Here is a 21,312-nt window from a genome sequence, read left to right as displayed (position 1 = left end):
GGTTGTTTCAGCAACTGTCTTTTTTTTATTGGTTGTTGTTAGTATATTTCTATCGTGTGCCTCCTTTTTTTAATACTTTTTTGATGGATGGCAGCAATCACCTGCACCGCCTGTTCTGGGGTCATAGATGTTCTCAGGGTCGCTGTAAAGTGCTGTTTTGCTAAATGCTGATCAGTGGTGCTCACCGTGATATTAAAGTTTTTGCGGACCAGAACAGCCATTTCTTCAAACGAAACGTCGTTTAAGATGAGTGTTCCCTTTTGCCAGTCTAGCAGATGTTGGTCCAGCGGTGCCACTGCAATTCGATCCTTACGTCTATTATATACCAGTTGTCTACCGTTAACCAGCATGGTTGCCGGATGATTTACAATCATGACACCCACTTTACCACTGGTTACACCCACAGAAAATTTATTCAGTTCTTTATACGCAAGGATGCTAAATGAGGTGCCAAGTACCTGTGTGGTCATCGCGCCGCTTTTTATAATAAAAGGCTTCTTTACATCGTGCTTGACGTTAAAAAAGACTTCTCCATCAAGAATTTCGACGTTTCTTTTGGTGCTGAAGTCTGTACTAACGCGAATAGTGGATGCACTGTTCAGTGTCAATGATGTGCCATCGGAAAGCATTAACATTTTCCGTTCTCCTGCTGATGTAGAAAAATTTGTATACGCAATAACCTGTTTGGGTACGGGCTGGTCACGTTTATACCATAGAAGCCATGCAGTTGATACCAGCAATACAGACGCAGCAATTTTTATCCAGCTATAGGTTGATTTTTGTCGTTGCCGAGGCACGAGTACCTGGTCATTCCGAAGTTCCGGTGCAATCTGCATCCAGATCTGTTCTTGTATTTCCTTTTCTTTATCCCCAGTCAGGGGAACATGGATCTTTGCATCATTCTTCCGATACCAGTCGTCTACACTTTTTGTTTCGTTGGGAGTAGACTTCCCTTCGAGGTAACTTTTAAATATTTGCTTTATTCTAAAGCCATCCATATGCCATGCTTTTAATTGGATATCATAGCTGGAGGTTTTTGGTACTATCGACAAATGTTAAGGTTATGTTAATTGTTTAATAGCCATTTCTTCTGTTGGCCGATAAGAACGATCTGAGCCGCCTCAATGCTTCACTAACTGTATTTTTTACAGTTTGATCAGATATTTTAAGCTCTATTGCTATGTTTGATAATGAAATATTTTCTTCGCGGCTCATCTTGAATATCAGCTTCATGCGGCCGGGCATCTCCTCTATGGCCGAATCCAGGAGCATCCGGAGTTCTTTATTTTCCAATACGGTATCGGGGGTAATGGTTTCAGCAAACTCGAACAGCAGTTCTTTTTTTATTTTTGCCTTGGTGTAGGCATAATGGCTGATCAGCCGGTATTTTACTGCTGTGAATAAATATCTAAGGATCTCATCGCCTTTTGCAACGCTGATTTCGTGTCGTCTGTTCCAAAGAGAGACCATTACGTCCTGCACAATGTCCTTCGCTTCATCCTCATTTACACTCTTGCAAGCCCTGATGTAGAGGGCTTTCCAGTGCCGGTCATACAAAATACGAAACGCAGCAGTATCACCCTCTCTGATCAAGGCTAAGAGTTCAATATCGGATATTGGTTGAATTGGGGGCATGGCGATGCAAAATTAGATAGATTCACTATGTAAACACCCAGATGTATATTATCAAAATATTAATTAGCATTAGCTGGTTGATATGCTAGAGCAAAGTGGTAATGGAAAATTTATGAGGCAATAGGAGACCTTGAAATAACTGTAATTAGTTCGATTCACCCCCAAAATCTGGTTTTTTCTGATTTATCACATCGAACTAATCGACTCAATGAAACCATAGGCTGTATCTCTTTAATTAATAAGCGATTAGCTGTAAAAAAGAACTGGACAGAATCGGAATTATCCGACTGTCCAGTATGGTGGAGCCGAAGGGGTTCGAACCCTTGTCCAGTTGTGTGGCAAATTATGCCTTCTACATGTTTATTTTCCAATTGATTTTCGGGATCTGGCGGGCTGGAAACCGACCTTACCTTTCACCTTAGGTGCTTTATCTCGCATCTGTACCACACCTTACAAATGCCAGCGTTGTTATTTCGATGCCCCAGATTCTAGCCTAACATCGCGGCAGCCAGAGGGACAAAAGCAAACTAATTCTAAATTAGGCTGCTAAGGCGTAGTTATTTTCGCCAATCAAAGTGTGAACGTTCTCTTTTAAGTGCTCTCCGTACAACGCACTACATGCTAACATACGTACCTCCACCCTGTCAAATCCAAAACGGCCCCGTATTTTTGTTAAGTACAAAAGTAATAAAATTATGCCATACTTCTACCAGGATATTGTTGCAAAGCAACCTCTAGGCAGTCCATAGCTTTGTTAAGATCCTGTGTATTTAGAACATAGGCTATACGAACTTCTTTTTTTCCTAACCCATAAGTGGAATAAAATCCTGTAGCAGGCGCCATCATAACAGTTTCTCCATCTTTGCTGAAGTGCTCCAATATCCACTGACAAAATTTATCAGCATCATCGATAGGTAATTTTGCAACAACATAAAACGCACCACCCGGATTAGGACAAAATACACCATCAATAGCATTGAGGCGCTTAACCAGCGTATCTCTACGTAAAGTATATTCTTTGTTTACAGCTTCAAAATAGCTATTAGGTGTGTCAACTGCCGCAGTTCCCGCAATTTGTTCAACCATCCCAGGGCTTAACCTTGTTTGTGCAAACTTTAATCCTGATTGGATTACGTCTTTGTTCTTGGTAATAAGGCAGCCTAAACGAGCTCCGCAGGCACTGTAACGCTTAGAAACGGTATCTATAATCACTACGTTTTGTTCCAGGCCGTCCAGATGCATTGGTGAAATAAATTCCCGGCCATCGTAACAGAATTCTCTATAGGCTTCGTCCGAGAACAGGAAAAGATCGTATTTGAGGCACAATGCTTTTAAGGCTTCCAATTCTTCCCTTGAATACAAATACCCAGTAGGGTTATTAGGATTGCAAATGATGATTGCCTTTGTTTTTTCTGTGATTAGTTTTTCAAATTCAGCAATAGGGGGTAATGCAAATCCAGTTTCAATATAAGATATTATAGGTTTTATCACCACGTTGCTCATGCACGCAAAGCCATTGTAATTGGCATAGAAAGGCTCCGGTATAATAATCTCATCCCCTTCGCTAACACAGGTTTGCATGGCAATAGTAATTGCCTCAGAACCGCCAACAGTTACTAAAATGTCTGCTGGTGTAATGCCGTATCCTAGTTTATTGTAGTATTCTGCAAGTTTGGTGCGGTAACTTAATGTGCCTTCTGAGGGAGTATATGCCCATACATTGAAATTTATATTCTTGATGGCATTTAACATCCCTTCTGGTGTGGCAATGTCTGGCTGCCCAATATTAAGATGGTAAACTTTCTTGCCATCCAGCTTTGCTTTATCGGCAAATGGGGTAAGTTTCCTTATCGGAGAAGCGGGCATTTGAACCCCTTTATCTGAAATCTTTGGCATAACGCAAAAATAAAAAAACCTCGTTGACTAACGAGGTTTTTTGTTAGAATATCTTTTTAAGATTACTTAGTTGCCGTAGGCAATGTTGCAACAGATTTTCCTTTAATATAAAGTACCTTAGGATTTATAGCTGCATTTGAAGTAATGGTAACGGTTTTAGTAAATGGTAACGCTTGTGTAGGGTTAGGAGTATAAGTTACAGTAATTACACCTGTTTCACCTTTTTTAACAGGTGTCTTAGTCCATTGAGGAACTGTACAACCACATGAAGCACTTACGTTCGTAATGATCAATGGCGCATCTCCAATGTTCTTAAATTTAAACTCTACAGAAGCAGGCTTAGTCATCAGTATATCTCCAAAATCATAAGTCTCTTTGTCAAACTTAAAATCTGCAGCTGTTTGTGCATTTGCAGCAACACCAATACCTAAAATAAGCGTAAATAATAAAATGATCTTTTTCATGTTAACGGGTTTTAAAACAAATTTAATGTTTTATATGGTTAATCAAAAAGTATTCCAAGATATAAATTCCAACCACATTAAAATCATATTTTAGATTTTGTGTATCTTTGCTATATAACCAATTTGCTTATGACGCCAGATGTTAAATTTACAACTAACCTTATTGATGCCTCTGAGTTAAGTTTTGATGATTTCAAAACGATTGTAATTAACGACTATAAGATTGCCTTTGAAAGTAGGCAGGCAAGTATTTTAGGTCGTAAAGAGGTGCTAACGGGAAAGGCTAAATTTGGTATTTTTGGTGATGGTAAGGAAGTTCCCCAGATTGCAATGGCTAAGGCATTTAAGAATGGTGACTGGCGTTCAGGTTATTACAGAGATCAAACTTTTGCTTTCGCAACCGGGATCTGCACTTTAAAAGAGTTCTTTGCTCAGCTCTACGCAAACCCAAGTTTAGAAGCCGAGCCTTCTTCAGGAGGCAGGCAAATGAACTGTCATTTTGCAACACGGTCTATAAACGAAGACGGTAGTTTCAAAGACCTGACACAAATTAAAAACTGTTCATCTGATATTTCACCCACAGGCGGACAAATGGCACGCCTTGTTGGTTTGGCTTATGCGTCTAAACTATACAGACAAAATAAAGAGTTGGATTACCTGACTAATTTCTCTGTATCGGGTAATGAGGTTGCATTCGGTACTATTGGTAATGCATCAACTGCAGAGGGTGTATTTTTTGAGGCAATAAATGCAGCGGGAGTATTACAGATTCCTATGGCAATTTCTATATGGGATGATGCTTACGGAATATCCGTTCCTGCAAAATACCAAACCACTAAAGAAGATATTTCTGAGGTCTTAAAAGGTTTTCAACGGGACGAACATGCAGCAGGTTACGAAATATTTAAAGTAAGGGGATGGGACTATCCTGCGCTTTGCGAAATGTATCAGTATGCCATAGAGGTTTGCCGTACGGAACATGTACCTGTAATGATCCATGTAACCGAAGTTACACAACCTCTTGGACACTCTACCTCTGGTTCTCATGAGAGATATAAGGATATAGAGCGCTTGGAATGGGAAAAAGAGTACGATTGTAATGTGCAAATGCGCAAATGGATCCTGGAATCTGCCATTGCTACTGATGAAGAACTCAACCAATTGGAAGAAACCGCTAAAACATTTGTAAGAGAAACGCAGCGCGAGGCTTGGAATGAATTTTTACTAAGCATTCAGAAAGAAAAGGAACAAGCAATCGGAATGATAAATGCTATTGCGAAAGGAAATGCTGAGATCTCTAAAATTGCTTCCAAACTGGCATCTACACCTGATGCGCTAAGGAGAGAAGTTACTTCATCTGTTAGAAGGGCATTGAGGCTTACCGCCAGCCTGGAAACTGATGAAAGAAATGAGCTTTTAAGATGGTATGCTGCCCAGAATGAATTGAATAATGAGCGTTACAACTCTAAGCTATTTACGGATGGTGTAGAGAGTCCGCTTTTACTGGAGCCGGTTGCACCAGCATATAACGATCATAGTAAGATGGTTGATGGCAGGGAAATATTAAATGCCTGTTTTGAAGCTAATTTTAAGAGGGATTTGAGGTTGGTAGCCTTTGGTGAAGATCTTGGTGCCATTGGTGACGTTAACCAAGGTTTTGCGGGTTTACAGGCTAAGTTTGGCGATTTAAGAATCAGCGATACCGGGATTAGAGAAATGACAATTATCGGGCAGGGTATAGGGCTTGCCTTACGTGGATTAAAGCCTATTGCTGAGATCCAATATATGGATTATCTGCTTTATACGCTTAATGTTTTAAGTGACGATCTGGCAAGCTTGTCTTACCGTACCAAAGCCGGACAAAAAGCGCCCCTGATCATCAGGACACGTGGACACAGATTAGAAGGGGTATGGCATTCCGGCTCACCTATGTCCATGATATTGGGCTCCTTAAGGGGTCTTCATATTTGTGTACCTCGTAACATGACACAGGCTGCAGGTATGTACAACACTTTATTCAGATCAGACGAACCCGCATTGCTTATAGAATGCTTAAATGGATATAGATTAAAAGAAAAGCTTCCAGAAAACGTAGGCGAATATATTGTGCCACTGGGTCAGGCTGAGATAATACGTGAAGGAACAGACATCACAGTAGTATCCTACGGCTCTACATTAAGGATTGTGGAAGAGGCTGCAGCAGAGTTACTGAGCTTTGGTATTTCTGTTGAAATCATAGATCCTCAAACCTTATTGCCATTCGACAATGGTAGAATCTGTGCTTCGTCGCTAAAGAAAACAAATAAATTACTGGTGGTTGATGAGGATGTTCCAGGTGGCGGTGCGGCATTTATTATGCAGCATATTCTGGAAGAGCAGGATGGTTATTATCACTTGGATGGTCAGCCTAGAACGTTAACTGGTAAGGCTCACAGAACTCCTTATGGTTCTGATGGTGATTATTTTAGCAAGCCTTCTGTTGATGATGTGGTGGAAGCAGTTTACAAAATGATGCATGATCACAATGCAGCTAAGTTTCCTTCAATATTTTAGCAAAAAAGCAGTTTGGATTAACCCAACCTGCTTGTCTTGTTTCTTAAAAGGTGATCTGCCAAAACCAGTGCAGCCATTGCCTCTACAATAACTACTGCTCTTGGTACCACACATGGATCATGTCTTCCTTTACCTTTTATTTCTGCAGCTTCTCCAGCAGCATTGATGGTTTGTTGGTTGTGCATAATTGTGGCAACAGGTTTAAAGGCCACAGTGAAATTAATTTCCATGCCGTTAGAAATACCACCTTGTATACCACCAGAGAAATTTGTCAGCGTTTTTGGCTGATCTCCCCCAGCTAAGAATATATCATTATGAGCTGACCCCAGCATTTCGCTGCCGCCAAAGCCAGAGCCATATTCAAAGCCATGCACAGCATTAATACTCAGCATTGCTTTGCCAAGATCAGCATGTAGCTTATCAAATACGGGTTCACCTAATCCTACAGGACAGTTCCTGATGATGCAACTGATTTTGCCACCAACTGTATCTCCATCTTTTCTAATGCCGTCTATAAAATCTATCATCTGGTTTGCTGTTGCAGGGTCTGCACAGCGAACAATGTTTTCTTCTCTTATAGTTAAGAGGTTTTCTATGGTATCATTAGCTAGGTTAGGGGCTTGGATTTTTCCTACTGAAGACACATGTGCAAAAACTTCAACACCATGATACTTTAATAACAGTTTTGCTATTGCACCAGCAGCTACCCTCGCCGCAGTTTCACGGGCAGAAGATCTGCCGCCGCCTCTATGATCGCGTATTCCGTATTTTGCATCATAAGTATAGTCTGCATGCGATGGACGGTAGACATCGGTATTGTGACTATAATCCTTACTTCTCTGGTCTTCATTAGGGATAAGCATGGCAATTGGTGTACCTGTTGACTTGCCTTCAAATACGCCCGAAAGTATTTGTACAGTATCGCTTTCCTTACGCTGGGTAGTGATTTTGGATTGTCCGGGTTTGCGTTTGTCCAATTCGGACTGGATAAAATCCAGGTCGATTGGCAATTGGGCTGGACAACCATCTAGTATAACACCTATGGCTATGCCGTGCGACTCGCCAAAGGTACTGATGCGAAATAATTGACCAAATGAGTTTCCTGCCATGTTAATTTGTTGTTTGTAAATGTTCTGTAACTGTAAAGCCTGCAATGATTAGATCTTTCCAGAAATCAGGATATGATTTTTCAACTACATCCATTTCTTCCAGTTCAACTTCTTTAATAACTAAAGCAAGTGGAGCAAATGCCATTGCCATTCTATGGTCATCATACGTTTTAAAAGAAACATGATCCGGGAACTTTAAAGAATCACAATTCAATGTGTAAATCAGGTTATCTTCAGTTAGTTTAACACCAATCTTAGCCAGCTCATTTTGTAAGGCCAGGATCCTATCTGTCTCCTTTATTTTTAACGTTTCCAAACCGGTAAAACTTAGATTTTTGCCCAATGCCGCTGCACAAACTATAATGGTTTGTGCTAAATCCGGACAATCCTTCAAGTTCATTACCTCATTACTAAAGTGCTTATTTACGCTCTGTAAAGCAATTCCATTATCAGTTTTTGAAGTTTGTACGCCAAAAGCAACCATAATTTCTCTAATCCTGCTATCGCCCTGCAAGCTTTTTTCCTTTAAATAATGAAGATCAATGCGCGCATTAATAGCTAAAGCAGCTATGCTATACCAGTAAGATGCTGCACTCCAGTCTGGCTCTACTGCCAGTGTTGCAGTATCAAAGTCTTGCGCAGCAATAGTAATGCTATCCCCATTCCACTGGTGCTTTATTCCTGCTTCCGCAAGCATATCCAGTGTCATGGTTACATAGGGGATCGAAGTTAATTCACCTTCTATTTCTAGGGTAAGTCCGTGTTCTAATGTAGGTGCTATCATTAACAAAGCAGAAATATACTGACTGCTTACATCTCCCTTAATTTTAACCGATGCTGCTGATTGCTTCAATGGTCCAGTAATTAAAAGAGGTGGATAGCCTTCCTGCCCGGCATAACTCAATTCAGCTCCAATTGCTTTTAGCGCTTCTGCTAAAATACCAATAGGGCGTAGTTTCATTCTTTCAGATCCTGTTAATAAAAAACTACCAGGCTGTGCGGATAAATATGCGGTCAAAAAACGCATGGCTGTTCCCGCAGGCCCCACATCAACTGTTTGCTGATGTGGGTTATTTTGCGTGATCTCATTTAATATCCGGTTTAAAGTTACGGTATCGGCAGCTGCAGATAAGTTGTCTAGCTTTACCGATTTTTTGCTTAATGCGCTAATAATTAGCGCCCTGTTGCATTCGCTCTTTGAACCTGTTAGGGTTATTTCCGTATTAATTTCTTTGTTGCCATTAAAGGAAACAAGGGCATTCTTCATATTTATATTGTAAGCTTTCAGATTATGGTTTAACTACTTCAGCATGTGCTTCAGCGGCAATTCCTTTTTCAGCCTTACCGGCATTCATGATTTCTGTTTGTTTACGGATAGACTCACCATGAACCAATTCTAGAAATTTCTCAGTAAAGTTTAAATCCAATTTTAAAGCTTTTGCAAATGCAGTACCTTTTTGTATGATAGCATCCCAACGGTTTACTTGAAGGATAGTTACCTGGTTATCACGTTTAAATTCGCCTATTTTACTCACGATAGCCATACGCTCACCTAACTTTTGAAGTAATACATCGTCAATTTTATCAATTTGCTTACGCAAATCAGCCAATTGATCAGTAAACGCCGGGTTGGCAGACTCTGGCTCACGAATGGTTAAACGATCTGCCAATTCTGAAAGGGCAGCAGGAGTAAGCTGTTGTTTGGCATCAGTCCATGCTACTGAAGGATCAACATGAGATTCAATCATCAAACCTTGCATATCTAGATCAAGTGCCTTTTGAGAGATATAAGGAATTAGTTCCCTGTTACCACATATATGACTTGGATCATTAATGATAGGCAATTCCGGACATAAAGTTTTCAATTGGATAGCTAGTTCCCACATTGGTTCATTACGGAAAGAGCTTTTCTCGAAAGAAGAGAAGCCTCTGTGTATAGCACCTAATTTAGTAATACCAGCTCCGTTAATACGCTCTAAAGCACCAATCCAAAGTTGCAAATCAGGATTTACAGGGTTTTTAACCAATACAGGAATATCAACACCTTTTAAAGCATCAGCAATTTCCTGAACTGTAAACGGATTAACTGTAGAGCGTGCGCCTATCCAAAGGATATCAACACCTGCAGCTAAAGCCTCTTCCACATGTTTCGCATTGGCAACCTCAACAGCAGTAGGCAATCCTGTTTCTGCTTTTGCCCTCTTCAACCACTCTAAGCCAATACTTCCAATGCCTTCAAACTCTCCCGGACGGGTACGTGGTTTCCAGATACCTGCTCTTAGCACAGATACTTTGCCAGTTGCAGCCAAAAGATGAGCTGTAGTTAATAATTGCTCTTCTGTTTCAGCACTGCACGGTCCAGAGATGATCAAAGGTTCATTTTTGATGTCTAGCCAGGTGTTTAACGGCTGAATGTTTAATTGTAATTTCATTGTTTTGGGGTTTGTCTTGTTAATATTTTAATTAGCGGGATTCTCAGTTAAACCTTATCGTTCTTCTGATACTCACCCATGATGTTAAAGTTTACGGTGTATTTAAGTGCTTGTCTTACGGCCTTGTCGTATCCTTCAGTATTAGACCATTCCATGTCTACATAGAAATAGTATTCACTTCTTTTACCAAGAACAGGCATGCTTTGTATTTTAGTTAGGTTAACTTGTTGTTCTGCAAAAATATTGAGCACCTTAGAAAGCGCGCCAACATGGTTGCCTACCTGGAATACAATAGACGCTTTGTTAATTGCTTCAATTTCCTCTGTTTTTTCTTCTTTAAGGATAAGAAAACGGGTATAATTTTTTTTATTGGATTCAATACGTCGTTCAATGATGTTTAACCCATAGATTTCTGCAGCAAGCGTATTAGCAATTGCTACGGTGTCATTAAGCTGCTCATCTCTTATTTTTTTAGCACAAGCAGCAGTATCGCTTCCTTCAATTACTTGTATCTGAGGAAATGCATCAAAGAAATCAATACACTGGCGAATTGCAATAGGATGAGAGGTAGCATATTTAATGTCTTCAAACTTTACACCCGGTAACGCCATTAAGTGTAATTGAATGGGTAGGTAAACCTCTCCAACAACTGCAAAGTTATATTCACGGATTAAAGTATAATTCGGTAGCAGACTTCCAGCTATAGAATTTTCAATAGCCATGATCACATAATCGGCCTCCTTAGCTTGCAATCGATCGCAAGTTTGTTTAAAAGAGTTGCATTCAATAGTATTTATGTCAGTCCCAAAAAACTTAAATGCAGCTTCTTCATGAAATGATGCTTTTATACCCTGGATTGCTACTCGTAATTCTTTTTTCATGTTATAACGCTTTAAACGAAAAAAGCCCCGGCTTTAGGCCGGGGCTTTCGTATACATTTATCTTATTTGATGATGTTACACACTAGCCCCGGCTCTTACTGTAGTAATAAAAGTAACCAGTCCAATATGTTGTAACGTTCTTCAATGTTTTCTTTTTTCGTTTTTACAAATGTACTAACAAAATTTAATTTGTCAATAGTTAATTTAAAAAAATATTTTATTGTTTGTTGGTAGCACTGTTATACTTGCAATTTGGCTTTTAGGGGGTTTTTGTACATCCACAGATACATTGGTAAAATCCAATGATTAATAACCCTGTATTGCCTGTGAATTAAAGTAATCAAGACTTTCCAATATTGCCGTCTCTGTTACTCTGCAGTTGTAGGCGCAGGAGCCAATTTTATTAAGTAAAGAAAACATGATTTGTCCGTCTTCGTTCTTTTTGTCGCTCTGCATAAAAGCTAACAGTTTTTTATAACTTTTTTCTTTAATGTGATAGTTTGGATAAAGCTTAAGTAAATAGGTGGTTATTTCTTTAAGCTCGGCCTCAGTCAACGTGTTGTTGGTCGTTGATAAATAGGCTTCGCATACCATTCCAATAGCAATTGCTTCTCCGTGATTTAGTGGTTTTTTATCGTTGATTAAAGAATAGGTTTCTACGGCATGGCCGATGGTATGGCCATAGTTCAAGATTTTTCTTAAACCTCTTTCATAAGGATCTTCTGTGACTACTTCGTTTTTAATTGCTACTGACCGATAAATTAATGCGGCATCAATATGCCTGTAATCGCCTTCTTGCAATTGATCGAAATAGGATTTATCAACAATTAAACCATGTTTTATCATTTCGGCAAAGCCGGATAACAGTTCTCTTGAAGAGAGCGATTTCAAAAATTCTGTTTCAATGTATACAGCCTTTGGTAGGGTAAAGGTACCTATCATGTTTTTTACATTATCTATGTCTATACCCGTTTTCCCACCTACAGAGGCATCCACCTGCGATAAAAGTGTGGTAGGAATGTTAATAAAATCAATTCCTCTTTTATAGGTTGAAGCCACAAAGCCACCCATGTCAGTAATAACACCGCCACCAAGATTAATCATTAAACATTTCCTATCGGCTTCAAAATCGAGCAGGGTCTTCCATATTCCGATGCAAAAATCGATGTTCTTATTTTCTTCTCCAGGATCGGTTTCTATCAGGTCAAACCCATTATAATCTTCCAGCATTTGCTGAAAAAGCGGCAAACAAAATTCTGCGGTATTGCGGTCTACAAATACAAAGATCTTGCTGTACTTATCTTCATTTATAGTTTCTGCTAGTGCGCTTAATCCTGTTTCGAAGTAAATATTATGGCCGGCACTATTAATTGTCTCCATTAAATAACCTTTATTTTTTGCCCCATAAAATCAATAATGTCACCTACACGTACCTTTAAGCGCTTGCGGTAATCTACTTTTCCATTGTATTTGACTAATCCGTCCTCTACAACGGTTTGGGCTTCTCCACCACTTTGAACTGATCCGGTAGCTTTTAGTAGCTGGATTAGAGGAATAAATTCGCCTTCTAATTTAAATTCTATCATCTTATGGCAAACTTACAATTATTTATAAAGTGTTTTACCATGGATGACTACGGATTGCCTATTTTTGCTAAATAAAAAACTCTATTGATGAAAGTGTCGCCAGGGAAAGAATTAAACTTTGATAATACAGAAATTGCCTTCAAAAACAAGTCTGATGGAGAACTTAGTGCCGCATTCTGGTTGTTTAAGATCATTAGCAGCAATTTCCTGACAAAGGTTGGTCCGCCGGTTACCAATTTCTTCCTCAACATTGGTTTACCGATAAAAGGCTTAATTAAAGCTACCATATTTAAGCATTTTTGTGGGGGAGAAACAATAGGAGAGTGCGAGCATACCATTGCACAACTAGATTCTGGGAAAGTGGGTACCATTCTGGATTATTCTGTAGAGGGCGAAGATGAGGAAGCTGTATTCGATTTTACTTGTCAAGAGATTATTAGGACCATTGAGCGTGCTGCCGACGATAAGAGAATACCGATCACTGTATTTAAAATTACCGGGATAGGGCGCTTTGGCTTGTTTGAAAAATTGGATACAAAGAAGGAAGCGACTGTTGCAGAGCTTGTAGAGTTTGAAAAAGTAAAAGCCAGGTGTGCGGCGATTTGCCTTAAAGCATTTGACAACAAAGTGCCCATTATGATTGATGCCGAAGAAACATGGATTCAGAATACCATTGATCAGCTTGCGCTTGAAATGATGCGTAAATTTAATAAAGAAGGTATTATTGTTTACAATACTTATCAAATGTATAGGCATGATAAATTAGCTGATCTGAAATCTGATCACCTAATTTCCAAAGCCGAAGGTTTTATCCTCGGCGTAAAAATGGTTAGAGGCGCATATATGGAAAAGGAACGCAAGCGTGCCGCCGAAATGGGATATCCATCGCCAATACAACCTACCAAACAAGCTTCAGACGATGATTATGATGCGTCATTAAGGTATTGCATGTCAAATATTAATGAAATAGCTTTTGTATGTGGCACCCATAATGAAACCAGCAGTAAGCTATTGGCTGAACTGTTGGATGCCAATAATGTACCTCATAATCATCCCCATGTGTATTTTGCACAATTGTTGGGCATGAGTGATAACCTAAGCTTTAACTTGTCTGATGCTGGTTACAATGTAGCCAAATATGTTCCGTATGGGCCTATTAAAGCGGTAATGCCATACTTATTCAGGAGAGCGCAGGAGAATACCTCGATAGCCGGACAAACCAGTCGGGAGTTAGGTTTAATCATAAAGGAAAAACGCCGCAGGCGGATATAATAATATTTTTTATCGATTATAGTAATCCATGATCCACCAAGAAGGCTTTCAGCTCTTTAGGGTGTCTGTCCATTAATAAAACATTTAATCCTGCCTTTTGGGCACCGACTAGGTGCTGCGGACTATCGTCTATAAATAAAGTTTCCTGCGGTATCAGGTTATTTTCATCAATTACCTTTTTAAAGATCTCTATATCAGGCTTCCTCATTAACATCTGTTGAGAATAGTAAACCTTTTCAAACAGTTCATCATTGCTTTCCATACCAAATTCCTTCTTTATATAGTCGGTAAAATAGTTGTAGTGAATTTCGTTGGTGTTACTCAATAGGAAGGTGCGGTATTTACCCTTTGCTTCTAGTAGTGTTTCATTCACATTTTTGGGTATACTTACAAATATGCTGTTCCATGCGTTATCAATTTGTTCATCTGTTAATGATTCATTACTTGCGGCTTTCCTAATGCCCGTTCTAAATTCGACAGGAGTGATGGAGCCAGTCTCTAATTTTGAAAATAATTCATCATGACCTTTATGACCAAAAAACGATTCTATATTAGGTATACCTAGTTGTGCAAGTGCATCTTGCGTCTTTTTAAAGTTTATTTCGAAGATAACATTGCCATAATCGAAAATAATGTTTTTTATTTTTTGTGCTAAAACTGTTTCCATAATTGAATACAAATATGTAACATTGCACTCGCAAAATCTAATAGATTTTTCAGGGCCATTAGCTCAGCTGGTTAGAGTAGAAGACTCATAATCATTGAGCTAAAGAATTGAAAACAAGCTTTTTAAGCTGGGTATTTTTGAAAATCTTTGGGGGTCCTCCAAAGAAAGAAAAAGATGTAAAAGCACGAAAAATTTGTCTAAATTTGTCTCACGCAGACAGCAAAAAAATGCGTAAGGGCCTATAGCTCAGTTGGTTAGAGTAGGAGACTCATAATCTCTTGGTCGCTGGTTCGAGCCCAGCTGGGCCCACTAAAAAACCGTCTAACGAAGAAATTCGGAGGCGGTTTTTTGTTTTTCTGATGCTGATTACCGTCAGCAATCATGCTTTGAGGAACACCCTTTAAAGCAGGTTTTACATAATTTTTTGTTAAACTCTACGCAAAACCGTAACAAATACGTAACGGAAATTTTTGCGTGCTAAAAAGGAAATTATGGCAACTGTAAGCGCGAAAGTTTATGAACACCACAAGAAAGCAGATGGTACTTACAACGTAAAAATCTGTGTCCATCACAAAGACCAAAGAAAGTTTATTGACACTAATCACTATGTGGTCAAGAAACAATTAACGGCAAAACTGAAGATCAAAGACAATTTTGTAATCGATCTGATCGATGACCTGGAGATTCTGTTGAATTTGACCATGTGATTCCGTTTTAAGCTGACCATCGATTCCGGTGGAAATTGACCGGTGTATTCCGGGTCAAACTGACCACCCCTGAGATGCAGAATATGTTGTAGAAGCCACCATACATTTGGAGGAATAAAACCTTCAAAAGCATGGCTAACATTACGATCAGCATGAGTAAGATAAGACAGATCCTCAGGATGTACCATCAGCAGCGCAGCATAATGTTTATTGCTGTTCAAACTGATGCCTCTCGAAATACAGTAAAGAAGTATGTTTCCTCCTTTAAAAGCAGTGGTTTCAGCTTTGAAGAAGTCAATGCTTTAAATGATAAGGAACTGGAGGATTTCTTTGGTAAAAGTAAAGAACATACTCCTAATAGCCGTATGCAGGCTATGCAACGTTGTTTTCCCCAGGTAGACAAAGAGCTTAAGCGTACTGGAATGACCCGTCAAATATTATGGGAAGCTTATCTTAAAGAATTTCCCGAAGGTTACCAGTATAGTCAATTTTGCTTTTATTATACCCAATGGAAAGCCAGGGTAAACCCGGTGATGCATATGGAACACAAGTTTGGGGACAAGCTCTATGTAGATTTTGCGGGGGAAAAACTAAGCTTTGTAGATAAGGAAACCGGCGAGGTCATTGCTACTGAAGTGTTTGTAGCAATTCTTGGGGCTAGTCAGCTAACCTATGTAGAAGCAGTATGCAGTCAGCAAAAAGAGGACTTTATTAGTGCCTGTGAGAATACACTTTACTACATTGGAGGTGTACCTGGTGCCATTGTCCCCGATAATCTGAAAGCCGCTGTCACTAAGAGTAACCGCTATGAGCCTAAACTTAATGAGACATTTGCGGACTTTGCAGATCATTATGGGACCACAATATTACCGGCAAGGGCCTATCGCCCACGTGATAAAGCACTGGTTGAAGGTGCTGTAAAAATCATTTACAGCCGTATTTATATACCAGTAAAAGAGCCGTCTATCATTCCTTGAGCGAACTTAATGCTGCTATCCATAGAGAGCTTGAGCTACATAACAGTTTATTGTTGAAAGGGCGCAATTATAGCCGCAGGTTACAGTTTGAGGAAATCGAACGTGGGGTATTGGCCCCTTTGCCTGTACTGCGCTATGAGTTCAAGCGACAGTCCCATGCCAAGGTGATGAAGAACGGGCATGTAAGTTTGAGCATAGACAAGCATTATTATAGTGTCCCTTACCGGTTTATTGGGAAACGTGTAAAACTGCTTTTTTCAAGATCTATCGTAGAGATATATTCCAATTACGAAAGAATTGCACTACATCAGCGTGTGAAGATCCCGTATAATTACACCACCGATAAAGATCACATGGCCAGTACCCACCGTTTTATGACAGACTGGACCCCTGATAAATTCCTGGAATGGGCAAATTCAATCCATGAAGATGTAAGGTTATATATCTTAAAGATCCTTGACCGAAAACAACATCCTGAACAAGCCTATAAATCCTGTTTAGGCATTCTAAGCTTTGCAAAAAAGGCCGGTAATGACAGGCTTGCGATTGCCTGCAGAAGGGCATTAGGGTATGGCATTTATAATTATAAAACCATACAATCTATTCTGGAAAACAACATGGACAACTATGAGGAAAGTCTGTTCGCAGATGAATTACCTATGCCAAGCCACGATAATATCCGCGGAGAAGATTATTACCAATAGTTGCACTTTTATAAATAACCGATAAATAAACCATTAAACAATGATAATATGAATACTGACACACTAGACAAACTAAGAAAACTAAAGTTCTTTGGCATGTTCCATGCCTTTAAAAGTAGCTTGGAAACAGGTAAAACAAATGATTATACTGCTGACGAGTTATTGGCCCAGTTAATAGATGCAGAATGGGACGATCGCCAGAATAGACGTGTTGACCGGCAGATACTTTATGCCCGTTTCCGGTATAAAGCTTCTATTGAAGATGTGCATTATCATGCCGACAGAAGCATTGACCGCAACCAGATCATGAGGCTGGCAGATTGTACATTTATTCACCGTAATGAGAACCTGCTTATAACCGGAAGTACAGGCATAGGTAAAAGCTACGTAGCCTCGGCTATTGGATACCAGGCTGGTATATTGGGATATAAAGTATTGTACGCCAGTACACCAAAACTGTTTGCTAAACTTAAAATGGCTAAAGCTGATGGCTCATATATCAAAGAGATCGCTAAAATTGAACGTCAGCAACTACTTATACTTGATGACTTTGGTATACAGCCTTTCGATGCACAAAGCAGGGCCGCGCTAATGGAGATAATTGAAGACAGGCATGGAAAGACATCTCTTATTATTACCTCGCAGCTTCCTGTAAATAAATGGTATGAAGTGATTGGAGAAAAAACAATTGCTGATGCTATTCTAGACCGCATCGTTCATGATGCACACCGTGTAGAATTGAAAGGAGAATCCATGCGAAAAAAACGTAAACAAGAACAGCCAGAGAACACCTATAAATAATACACTTTAAATAACTACTTTTGATAACCTTTTTACAGCATTTGCTGCATCCGTCCGGCACCTAAATCAATGGTCAGTTTGGCACGGAATCACATGGTCAACTTCTCCGTAATATACACTGTGAGCGGGTTTTTAGGATTGAAATATTCAATATATTTTACACCTTGAAAATTGCTCGTAAAAACAGAAAATGGCACAGATTTAATTTGCATTTTCAGCGCGTTTTTGCAAAAAAGCACGAAACTGTCAAATTCAAGTTTGTTTTGTCTGTTCAGGCTGGATGCCAGGTTAAAAATTTGATTCCCGATATAGATTTGGCCCTGCACATCAGCTTTTGGGTTAGCCGGATCGAGAGTTCTGATGGACTTCAAATCCTTCAGGCTTCCACTAAAGGCTGTTTCACGGTCTATTTCTATCGTAATTGTATCGTTTGAAATTTTTATCAATAGTTGATGTGCAATATCTTTAGTTTTCTTCCTGCTAAATAATTGTCTTATGCCATATACAATGGCGAAGAAGATGGTGCCATTCCTGAGGTGAAAAAATAAACCTTCGTGGCTATGACTAACGAAGAGTGAGTAGACCATGCTGCCTAATAATCCAAAAGCAAATAAGCCAAAAGTGAACATAATAGATTTGCCCGCCTGCACTAGGCCGATATCGTGTAGTTCAAATATTTTTTCGTTGCCCATTGTATTTTGACTGGTGTTTTAGTTTAATCTTGCTGGTGCAAACTAATAATTATATTTACATCTATTAGTTTTAGTCTACCATCGCAAACAAACTGAATTAAATATAACTACATATAAGCTTATGAAGTACTTCGTATTGCTCTTCCGGTTTCCTTTTACCACCTATGCCGAGGAGCTCGATACGGTCCAACTTACCTATCATTAAATAATCAGCTTACTACCCATCTTAGCGACTTTTAATGCGTATTCAATGCCGAATTAACAAAAGCTATGCACGCACCTATGATTGTTATAATTTCATTCCGAAAACAGTCTAAAGTTTATTTCCGGCAAAAGATTATTTAAATTTCAGGTAACCGTTAATTATCTAAATAAATCTCTCCGCTTCCATTTACAAGTGTTTGGTTTTACTTTTCAAAAAGACCCTGTATTTATTGTTACCCGGATTTACTTGTATTGATAGCTCTGTCTGCTGATTAGTATTATTGCCGTAAATATCTTTGTAAGCCCTAAATACTTCTCCTTCATCCATCTTTAACTCAAGTAAGTATTTTTGAGTTTTACCTGCCCAACCATCTTTCCATTTTATTGTTAAGCTTTTAATTCTTGCTCTCGAAGCAAACTCATTTGTTTGTAACCGCTCAAGTACCAGATCATCCTGCTCGCCATTAAAAAACTTCAGGGATATATCGGTTGTTTTGGCCTGATGGGCCTGATCAAATACAACTAACGGCCTTATATTAAATCGCTCGCGATAGGTATCCCACAAGCCCAATTGCAAACCTTTGGCTTTTAGGTTTGCGGTCGCTTCGGGTTCGTCTTTCATTATAGATTCGACAATGGCGCCCAGATCATGCGTCATATCGCTCGAATAGCCTTTTACTGCGATAAATTGCTCTACGGTGATCTTTGAAGGCTGTGCCAGATAACGCGCAACCTCAACCTGGTTGTTAATGCCTTGCAACCATACCACCACGACACCACCTGGAGCCATACCAACAACCATACCTTTGTATGTGGTATGCTTTAAGGTGTAAGGGTGGGTGTAACCCTTTTCAAATAGTTTTGTGATCTTATCGACCGGCAAGTCAAGAAGCCCTGAATAAAATTTGCTTTCAGTATATGACAACCAAGTGATCTCTAATTTAACGGGCACCGGTTTTTGGTCATCACCAATAACTGATGTAGTGCCATCTTCGCCCCAACCATTTTTTATCGGGTCGGTGCCCATTATAGGGGCTCTTTGGCCATCGGGAAAAATAAACGAAGCACTGGCTATAATAGTGGGGTATAACTCTGGTGCACATTCGGTAGGCAGCCATTCAAATTTTTTCATAGAAGGTGGGGGAGATTGACAACTAACGATACTTACTAACAGCAGCACAGCAATTGTAAGGCAGGATATCAAACCTTTTTTTTTACAAAAACAATAATGTGGACAATAACTATATAAAGTTCTTTTCATTAATTAAAAATCGTTTGTAAATAATATAAACAGCTTTGTGCTCCACTTGTTCTTTAACTATCAACTGAATCTATTAGCTATGAATGCATCATCTAATTCCAAATATCGTAATGCTAAAGTCTTCGATAAGCGCATGAGAAATATTTTTTTTTCTCTTTGTCTATTTGGTGCCTTAGGTTTACATGCTCAAGAATTAAAAATGCTGAATACAGCTGCATTTAAGAAACATCAAACTCATAATGAATGGAATTATAACGACCGGCATGGAAATAATGTTACTGTTAGAAAAGAGGGCGCCGAGTATTGGGAGGAGATCACCAACGAGAATTCCTATTTCGAAAAACGAAATGATTATGATTCGAAGGGCCGTCTAAAAATGGAAGCGGCGTATTTTCATGGTGGTGGTAACTTTAATGCCGGCACCTGGAAATATTATGATGGGAATGGAAAGCTAACGAAGACCGAAGATCATGATGCGCCTTACCAGAAATTCCCCTGGGAGAAAGTGCTGGCTTATATGACTACTCATCACATCCCGGTGATTGATTACGCAACCCGGATTTATCGCGCCCAAGATCAAACCGGAACTTATTGGACGATCAGTTGGAATACGCATCGTGCAATGGGCAATGGACGCGGAGAAATTGTTAAAAATATCAGGATAGACTGTAATACCGGAAAAGCGGTTTTTCTGAAAGATACCGAATATGCCTTTGAATAATTTACTGACACTAACAGCTTAATACAGCATATGAAAAGAAGTCTCTTTTTAACAATAACGAAGCTGTTATTTCTCATCGTGGCGGTGCAATATGGTATTGCCTTGAGCGATCAGCTTTATCATATCCTTATCAACTCATTTAAATTTTGATTATGATCTTAAGAAAATCGCTCATAAGTGTATTCGTGTTTCTTTTGTTTTGCGGTTATGGTTTTGCACAGTCTGCTTACCGTTTTAAGTTGTATAAGAACCAACACGATCATTTTTCGTTTGAGATACCCATTGAATGGAAAATAGTAGATAGCGGAAACGGGGACGATTATAACTGTATCCCATTAAAAAAGGCCGACAAGGAAACTTATAAGGATTATAACGGCATAGTGTTCAATTTAAGGGTGATCAGAACGGCACTTGCCCCGGCCATTGAAAGTGAATTTCATCAAGATAATATGGGGAACTATTTCTTTAATGCGCCGTTGGAAGGTATTACCAAAGCGGAAAAAATAAAACGTAAAGTTTTTACCGGCGTAAAAAGGATCAGCCCCTGTAGGGTAAGTTCAAAGGAAGCTAACGGGCAGGTCGATTCTACCTTGGTAGACGGTTGTGAGACAATATATCTTTCTAATGGCAGAATTACATTGTGTTTTACAACTGATGGGATAGCGCTGGATGATGAGGTATATGATAAATTGATCAAAACGTTACGCTTTTTTTAATTGAACAAAAGCCTACCTGCTTAAACAAACAAAT

Annotated in this window: 21 protein-coding genes, 2 tRNA genes and 1 other RNA gene; 10 read left to right on the top strand and 14 right to left on the bottom strand. The window is 39.3% G+C overall.

Going from position 1 to position 21,312, the window contains the following annotated elements:
• Window positions 1-38: 38 nt before the first annotated feature.
• The 5 genes from ACVWYN_RS11000 to ACVWYN_RS10980 all read right to left on the bottom strand — a co-directional run bounded on the left by ACVWYN_RS11000 (window position 39) and on the right by ACVWYN_RS10980 (window position 3,995).
• Window positions 39-1,052 carry a FecR family protein gene (locus ACVWYN_RS11000; RefSeq protein WP_457288907.1) on the bottom strand — a complete coding sequence of 338 codons (1,014 nt, stop codon included), beginning with the start codon at window positions 1,050-1,052 and terminating at the stop codon, window positions 39-41.
• Window positions 1,053-1,074: 22 nt separating this feature from the next.
• Window positions 1,075-1,635: an RNA polymerase sigma factor gene (locus ACVWYN_RS10995; RefSeq protein ID WP_457288906.1), complete on the bottom strand. Its 561-nt coding sequence runs from the start codon at window positions 1,633-1,635 to the stop codon at window positions 1,075-1,077.
• 297 nt (window positions 1,636-1,932) lie between these two features.
• Window positions 1,933-2,298, bottom strand: a transfer-messenger RNA (tmRNA) gene (gene ssrA, locus ACVWYN_RS10990).
• Window positions 2,299-2,328: 30 nt separating this feature from the next.
• Entirely contained in the window at window positions 2,329-3,531 is a 1,203-nt protein-coding gene (locus tag ACVWYN_RS10985; protein ID WP_457288905.1) for a pyridoxal phosphate-dependent aminotransferase, read from the bottom strand.
• Window positions 3,532-3,593: 62 nt separating this feature from the next.
• On the bottom strand, window positions 3,594-3,995 hold the full coding sequence (locus ACVWYN_RS10980) for a DUF1573 domain-containing protein (RefSeq protein ID WP_457288904.1): 402 nt from the start codon (window positions 3,993-3,995) through the stop codon (window positions 3,594-3,596).
• Between the two features lie 129 nt (window positions 3,996-4,124).
• Here ACVWYN_RS10980 and ACVWYN_RS10975 point away from each other — a divergent pair, with 129 nt between their 5' ends.
• Window positions 4,125-6,548 carry an alpha-ketoacid dehydrogenase subunit alpha/beta gene (locus ACVWYN_RS10975; RefSeq protein WP_457288903.1) on the top strand — a complete coding sequence of 808 codons (2,424 nt, stop codon included), beginning with the start codon at window positions 4,125-4,127 and terminating at the stop codon, window positions 6,546-6,548.
• 17 nt (window positions 6,549-6,565) lie between these two features.
• Here the strand turns inward: ACVWYN_RS10975 and aroC are convergent, their stop codons facing one another.
• From aroC to ACVWYN_RS10945, 6 genes are all read right to left on the bottom strand, one after another.
• Entirely contained in the window at window positions 6,566-7,657 is a 1,092-nt protein-coding gene (gene aroC, locus ACVWYN_RS10970) for a chorismate synthase (RefSeq protein ID WP_457288902.1), read from the bottom strand.
• 1 nt (window position 7,658) lies between these two features.
• Window positions 7,659-8,924, bottom strand: coding sequence for a 3-phosphoshikimate 1-carboxyvinyltransferase (locus ACVWYN_RS10965; RefSeq protein ID WP_457288901.1), 1,266 nt, complete (start codon window positions 8,922-8,924; stop codon window positions 7,659-7,661).
• 22 nt (window positions 8,925-8,946) lie between these two features.
• Window positions 8,947-10,089: a chorismate mutase gene (locus ACVWYN_RS10960; RefSeq protein WP_457288900.1), complete on the bottom strand. Its 1,143-nt coding sequence runs from the start codon at window positions 10,087-10,089 to the stop codon at window positions 8,947-8,949.
• A 47-nt stretch (window positions 10,090-10,136) separates the two neighbouring features.
• Window positions 10,137-10,970 carry a prephenate dehydratase gene (locus tag ACVWYN_RS10955; protein WP_457288899.1) on the bottom strand — a complete coding sequence of 278 codons (834 nt, stop codon included), beginning with the start codon at window positions 10,968-10,970 and terminating at the stop codon, window positions 10,137-10,139.
• Between the two features lie 306 nt (window positions 10,971-11,276).
• The gene (gene aroB, locus ACVWYN_RS10950) at window positions 11,277-12,350 is read right to left on the bottom strand and encodes a 3-dehydroquinate synthase (protein ID WP_457288898.1); all 1,074 of its coding nucleotides are present in this window, start codon (window positions 12,348-12,350) and stop codon (window positions 11,277-11,279) included.
• Window positions 12,350-12,556, bottom strand: coding sequence for an RNA-binding S4 domain-containing protein (locus tag ACVWYN_RS10945; RefSeq protein ID WP_457288897.1), 207 nt, complete (start codon window positions 12,554-12,556; stop codon window positions 12,350-12,352). The genes aroB and ACVWYN_RS10945 overlap by 1 nt, the downstream gene beginning before the upstream one ends.
• A gap of 87 nt (window positions 12,557-12,643) precedes the next feature.
• Between ACVWYN_RS10945 and ACVWYN_RS10940 the strand changes: the two genes are divergently transcribed.
• Window positions 12,644-13,828 carry a proline dehydrogenase family protein gene (locus ACVWYN_RS10940; RefSeq protein ID WP_457288896.1) on the top strand — a complete coding sequence of 395 codons (1,185 nt, stop codon included), beginning with the start codon at window positions 12,644-12,646 and terminating at the stop codon, window positions 13,826-13,828.
• Window positions 13,829-13,844: 16 nt separating this feature from the next.
• On the opposite strand, the gene ACVWYN_RS10935 is transcribed toward ACVWYN_RS10940, so the two are convergent.
• Window positions 13,845-14,495, bottom strand: a complete 651-nt coding sequence (locus ACVWYN_RS10935; RefSeq protein ID WP_457288895.1) for an HAD family hydrolase — start codon at window positions 14,493-14,495, stop codon at window positions 13,845-13,847.
• 52 nt (window positions 14,496-14,547) lie between these two features.
• Here ACVWYN_RS10935 and ACVWYN_RS10930 point away from each other — a divergent pair.
• The 6 genes from ACVWYN_RS10930 to istB all read left to right on the top strand — a co-directional run bounded on the left by ACVWYN_RS10930 (window position 14,548) and on the right by istB (window position 17,684).
• Window positions 14,548-14,656, top strand: a tRNA-Ile gene (locus ACVWYN_RS10930).
• Window positions 14,657-14,730: 74 nt separating this feature from the next.
• A tRNA-Ile gene (locus tag ACVWYN_RS10925) sits at window positions 14,731-14,804 on the top strand.
• Between the two features lie 182 nt (window positions 14,805-14,986).
• Window positions 14,987-15,202, top strand: coding sequence for a hypothetical protein (locus ACVWYN_RS10920; protein ID WP_457288894.1), 216 nt, complete (start codon window positions 14,987-14,989; stop codon window positions 15,200-15,202).
• Between the two features lie 131 nt (window positions 15,203-15,333).
• Window positions 15,334-16,179, top strand: coding sequence for an IS21 family transposase (gene istA / locus ACVWYN_RS10915; protein ID WP_457288893.1), 846 nt, complete (start codon window positions 15,334-15,336; stop codon window positions 16,177-16,179).
• Entirely contained in the window at window positions 16,176-16,883 is a 708-nt protein-coding gene (locus ACVWYN_RS10910; RefSeq protein WP_457288892.1) for a Mu transposase domain-containing protein, read from the top strand. The genes istA and ACVWYN_RS10910 overlap by 4 nt, the downstream gene beginning before the upstream one ends.
• Window positions 16,884-16,931: 48 nt before the next feature.
• Window positions 16,932-17,684: an IS21-like element helper ATPase IstB gene (gene istB / locus ACVWYN_RS10905; RefSeq protein ID WP_457288891.1), complete on the top strand. Its 753-nt coding sequence runs from the start codon at window positions 16,932-16,934 to the stop codon at window positions 17,682-17,684.
• An 89-nt stretch (window positions 17,685-17,773) separates the two neighbouring features.
• Here istB and ACVWYN_RS10900 read toward each other — a convergent pair whose 3' ends face one another.
• Both ACVWYN_RS10900 and ACVWYN_RS10895 read right to left on the bottom strand, forming a co-directional pair.
• Window positions 17,774-18,376, bottom strand: coding sequence for a hypothetical protein (locus ACVWYN_RS10900; RefSeq protein WP_457288890.1), 603 nt, complete (start codon window positions 18,374-18,376; stop codon window positions 17,774-17,776).
• A 391-nt stretch (window positions 18,377-18,767) separates the two neighbouring features.
• Window positions 18,768-19,712 (bottom strand): DUF2931 family protein, encoded by a 945-nt coding sequence (locus ACVWYN_RS10895; protein ID WP_457288889.1) that lies wholly within the window; start codon window positions 19,710-19,712, stop codon window positions 18,768-18,770.
• A gap of 208 nt (window positions 19,713-19,920) precedes the next feature.
• Here ACVWYN_RS10895 and ACVWYN_RS10890 point away from each other — a divergent pair, with 208 nt between their 5' ends.
• Window positions 19,921-20,562 (top strand): hypothetical protein, encoded by a 642-nt coding sequence (locus tag ACVWYN_RS10890; protein WP_457288888.1) that lies wholly within the window; start codon window positions 19,921-19,923, stop codon window positions 20,560-20,562.
• A 152-nt stretch (window positions 20,563-20,714) separates the two neighbouring features.
• Complete coding sequence (locus ACVWYN_RS10885; RefSeq protein ID WP_457288887.1) at window positions 20,715-21,278, top strand: hypothetical protein; 564 nt, start codon at window positions 20,715-20,717, stop codon at window positions 21,276-21,278.
• Window positions 21,279-21,312 lie beyond the last annotated feature (34 nt).

The organism is Pedobacter sp. UYP24, from assembly GCF_054057295.1.
Note: the sequence above shows the minus strand (reverse complement) of the source record. Positions and strands in the feature narration are given on the sequence as shown.

What these genes read in the sequence shown, in the direction of transcription:
- ACVWYN_RS10995 (WP_457288906.1), bottom strand. Translation starts at nt 1,635, where the DNA reads ATGCCCCCAATTCAACCAATATCCGATATTGAACTCTTAGCCTTGATC.
- ACVWYN_RS10985 (WP_457288905.1), bottom strand. Translation starts at nt 3,531, where the DNA reads ATGCCAAAGATTTCAGATAAAGGGGTTCAAATGCCCGCTTCTCCGATA.
- ACVWYN_RS10980 (WP_457288904.1), bottom strand. Translation starts at nt 3,995, where the DNA reads ATGAAAAAGATCATTTTATTATTTACGCTTATTTTAGGTATTGGTGTT.
- ACVWYN_RS10975 (WP_457288903.1), top strand. Translation starts at nt 4,125, where the DNA reads ATGACGCCAGATGTTAAATTTACAACTAACCTTATTGATGCCTCTGAG.
- aroC (WP_457288902.1), bottom strand. Translation starts at nt 7,657, where the DNA reads ATGGCAGGAAACTCATTTGGTCAATTATTTCGCATCAGTACCTTTGGC.
- ACVWYN_RS10965 (WP_457288901.1), bottom strand. Translation starts at nt 8,924, where the DNA reads ATGAAGAATGCCCTTGTTTCCTTTAATGGCAACAAAGAAATTAATACG.
- ACVWYN_RS10960 (WP_457288900.1), bottom strand. Translation starts at nt 10,089, where the DNA reads ATGAAATTACAATTAAACATTCAGCCGTTAAACACCTGGCTAGACATC.
- ACVWYN_RS10955 (WP_457288899.1), bottom strand. Translation starts at nt 10,970, where the DNA reads ATGAAAAAAGAATTACGAGTAGCAATCCAGGGTATAAAAGCATCATTT.
- aroB (WP_457288898.1), bottom strand. Translation starts at nt 12,350, where the DNA reads ATGGAGACAATTAATAGTGCCGGCCATAATATTTACTTCGAAACAGGA.
- ACVWYN_RS10945 (WP_457288897.1), bottom strand. Translation starts at nt 12,556, where the DNA reads ATGATAGAATTTAAATTAGAAGGCGAATTTATTCCTCTAATCCAGCTA.
- ACVWYN_RS10940 (WP_457288896.1), top strand. Translation starts at nt 12,644, where the DNA reads ATGAAAGTGTCGCCAGGGAAAGAATTAAACTTTGATAATACAGAAATT.
- ACVWYN_RS10935 (WP_457288895.1), bottom strand. Translation starts at nt 14,495, where the DNA reads ATGGAAACAGTTTTAGCACAAAAAATAAAAAACATTATTTTCGATTAT.
- ACVWYN_RS10920 (WP_457288894.1), top strand. Translation starts at nt 14,987, where the DNA reads ATGGCAACTGTAAGCGCGAAAGTTTATGAACACCACAAGAAAGCAGAT.
- istA (WP_457288893.1), top strand. Translation starts at nt 15,334, where the DNA reads ATGGCTAACATTACGATCAGCATGAGTAAGATAAGACAGATCCTCAGG.
- istB (WP_457288891.1), top strand. Translation starts at nt 16,932, where the DNA reads ATGAATACTGACACACTAGACAAACTAAGAAAACTAAAGTTCTTTGGC.
- ACVWYN_RS10900 (WP_457288890.1), bottom strand. Translation starts at nt 18,376, where the DNA reads ATGGGCAACGAAAAAATATTTGAACTACACGATATCGGCCTAGTGCAG.
- ACVWYN_RS10895 (WP_457288889.1), bottom strand. Translation starts at nt 19,712, where the DNA reads ATGAAAAAATTTGAATGGCTGCCTACCGAATGTGCACCAGAGTTATAC.
- ACVWYN_RS10890 (WP_457288888.1), top strand. Translation starts at nt 19,921, where the DNA reads ATGAATGCATCATCTAATTCCAAATATCGTAATGCTAAAGTCTTCGAT.
- ACVWYN_RS10885 (WP_457288887.1), top strand. Translation starts at nt 20,715, where the DNA reads ATGATCTTAAGAAAATCGCTCATAAGTGTATTCGTGTTTCTTTTGTTT.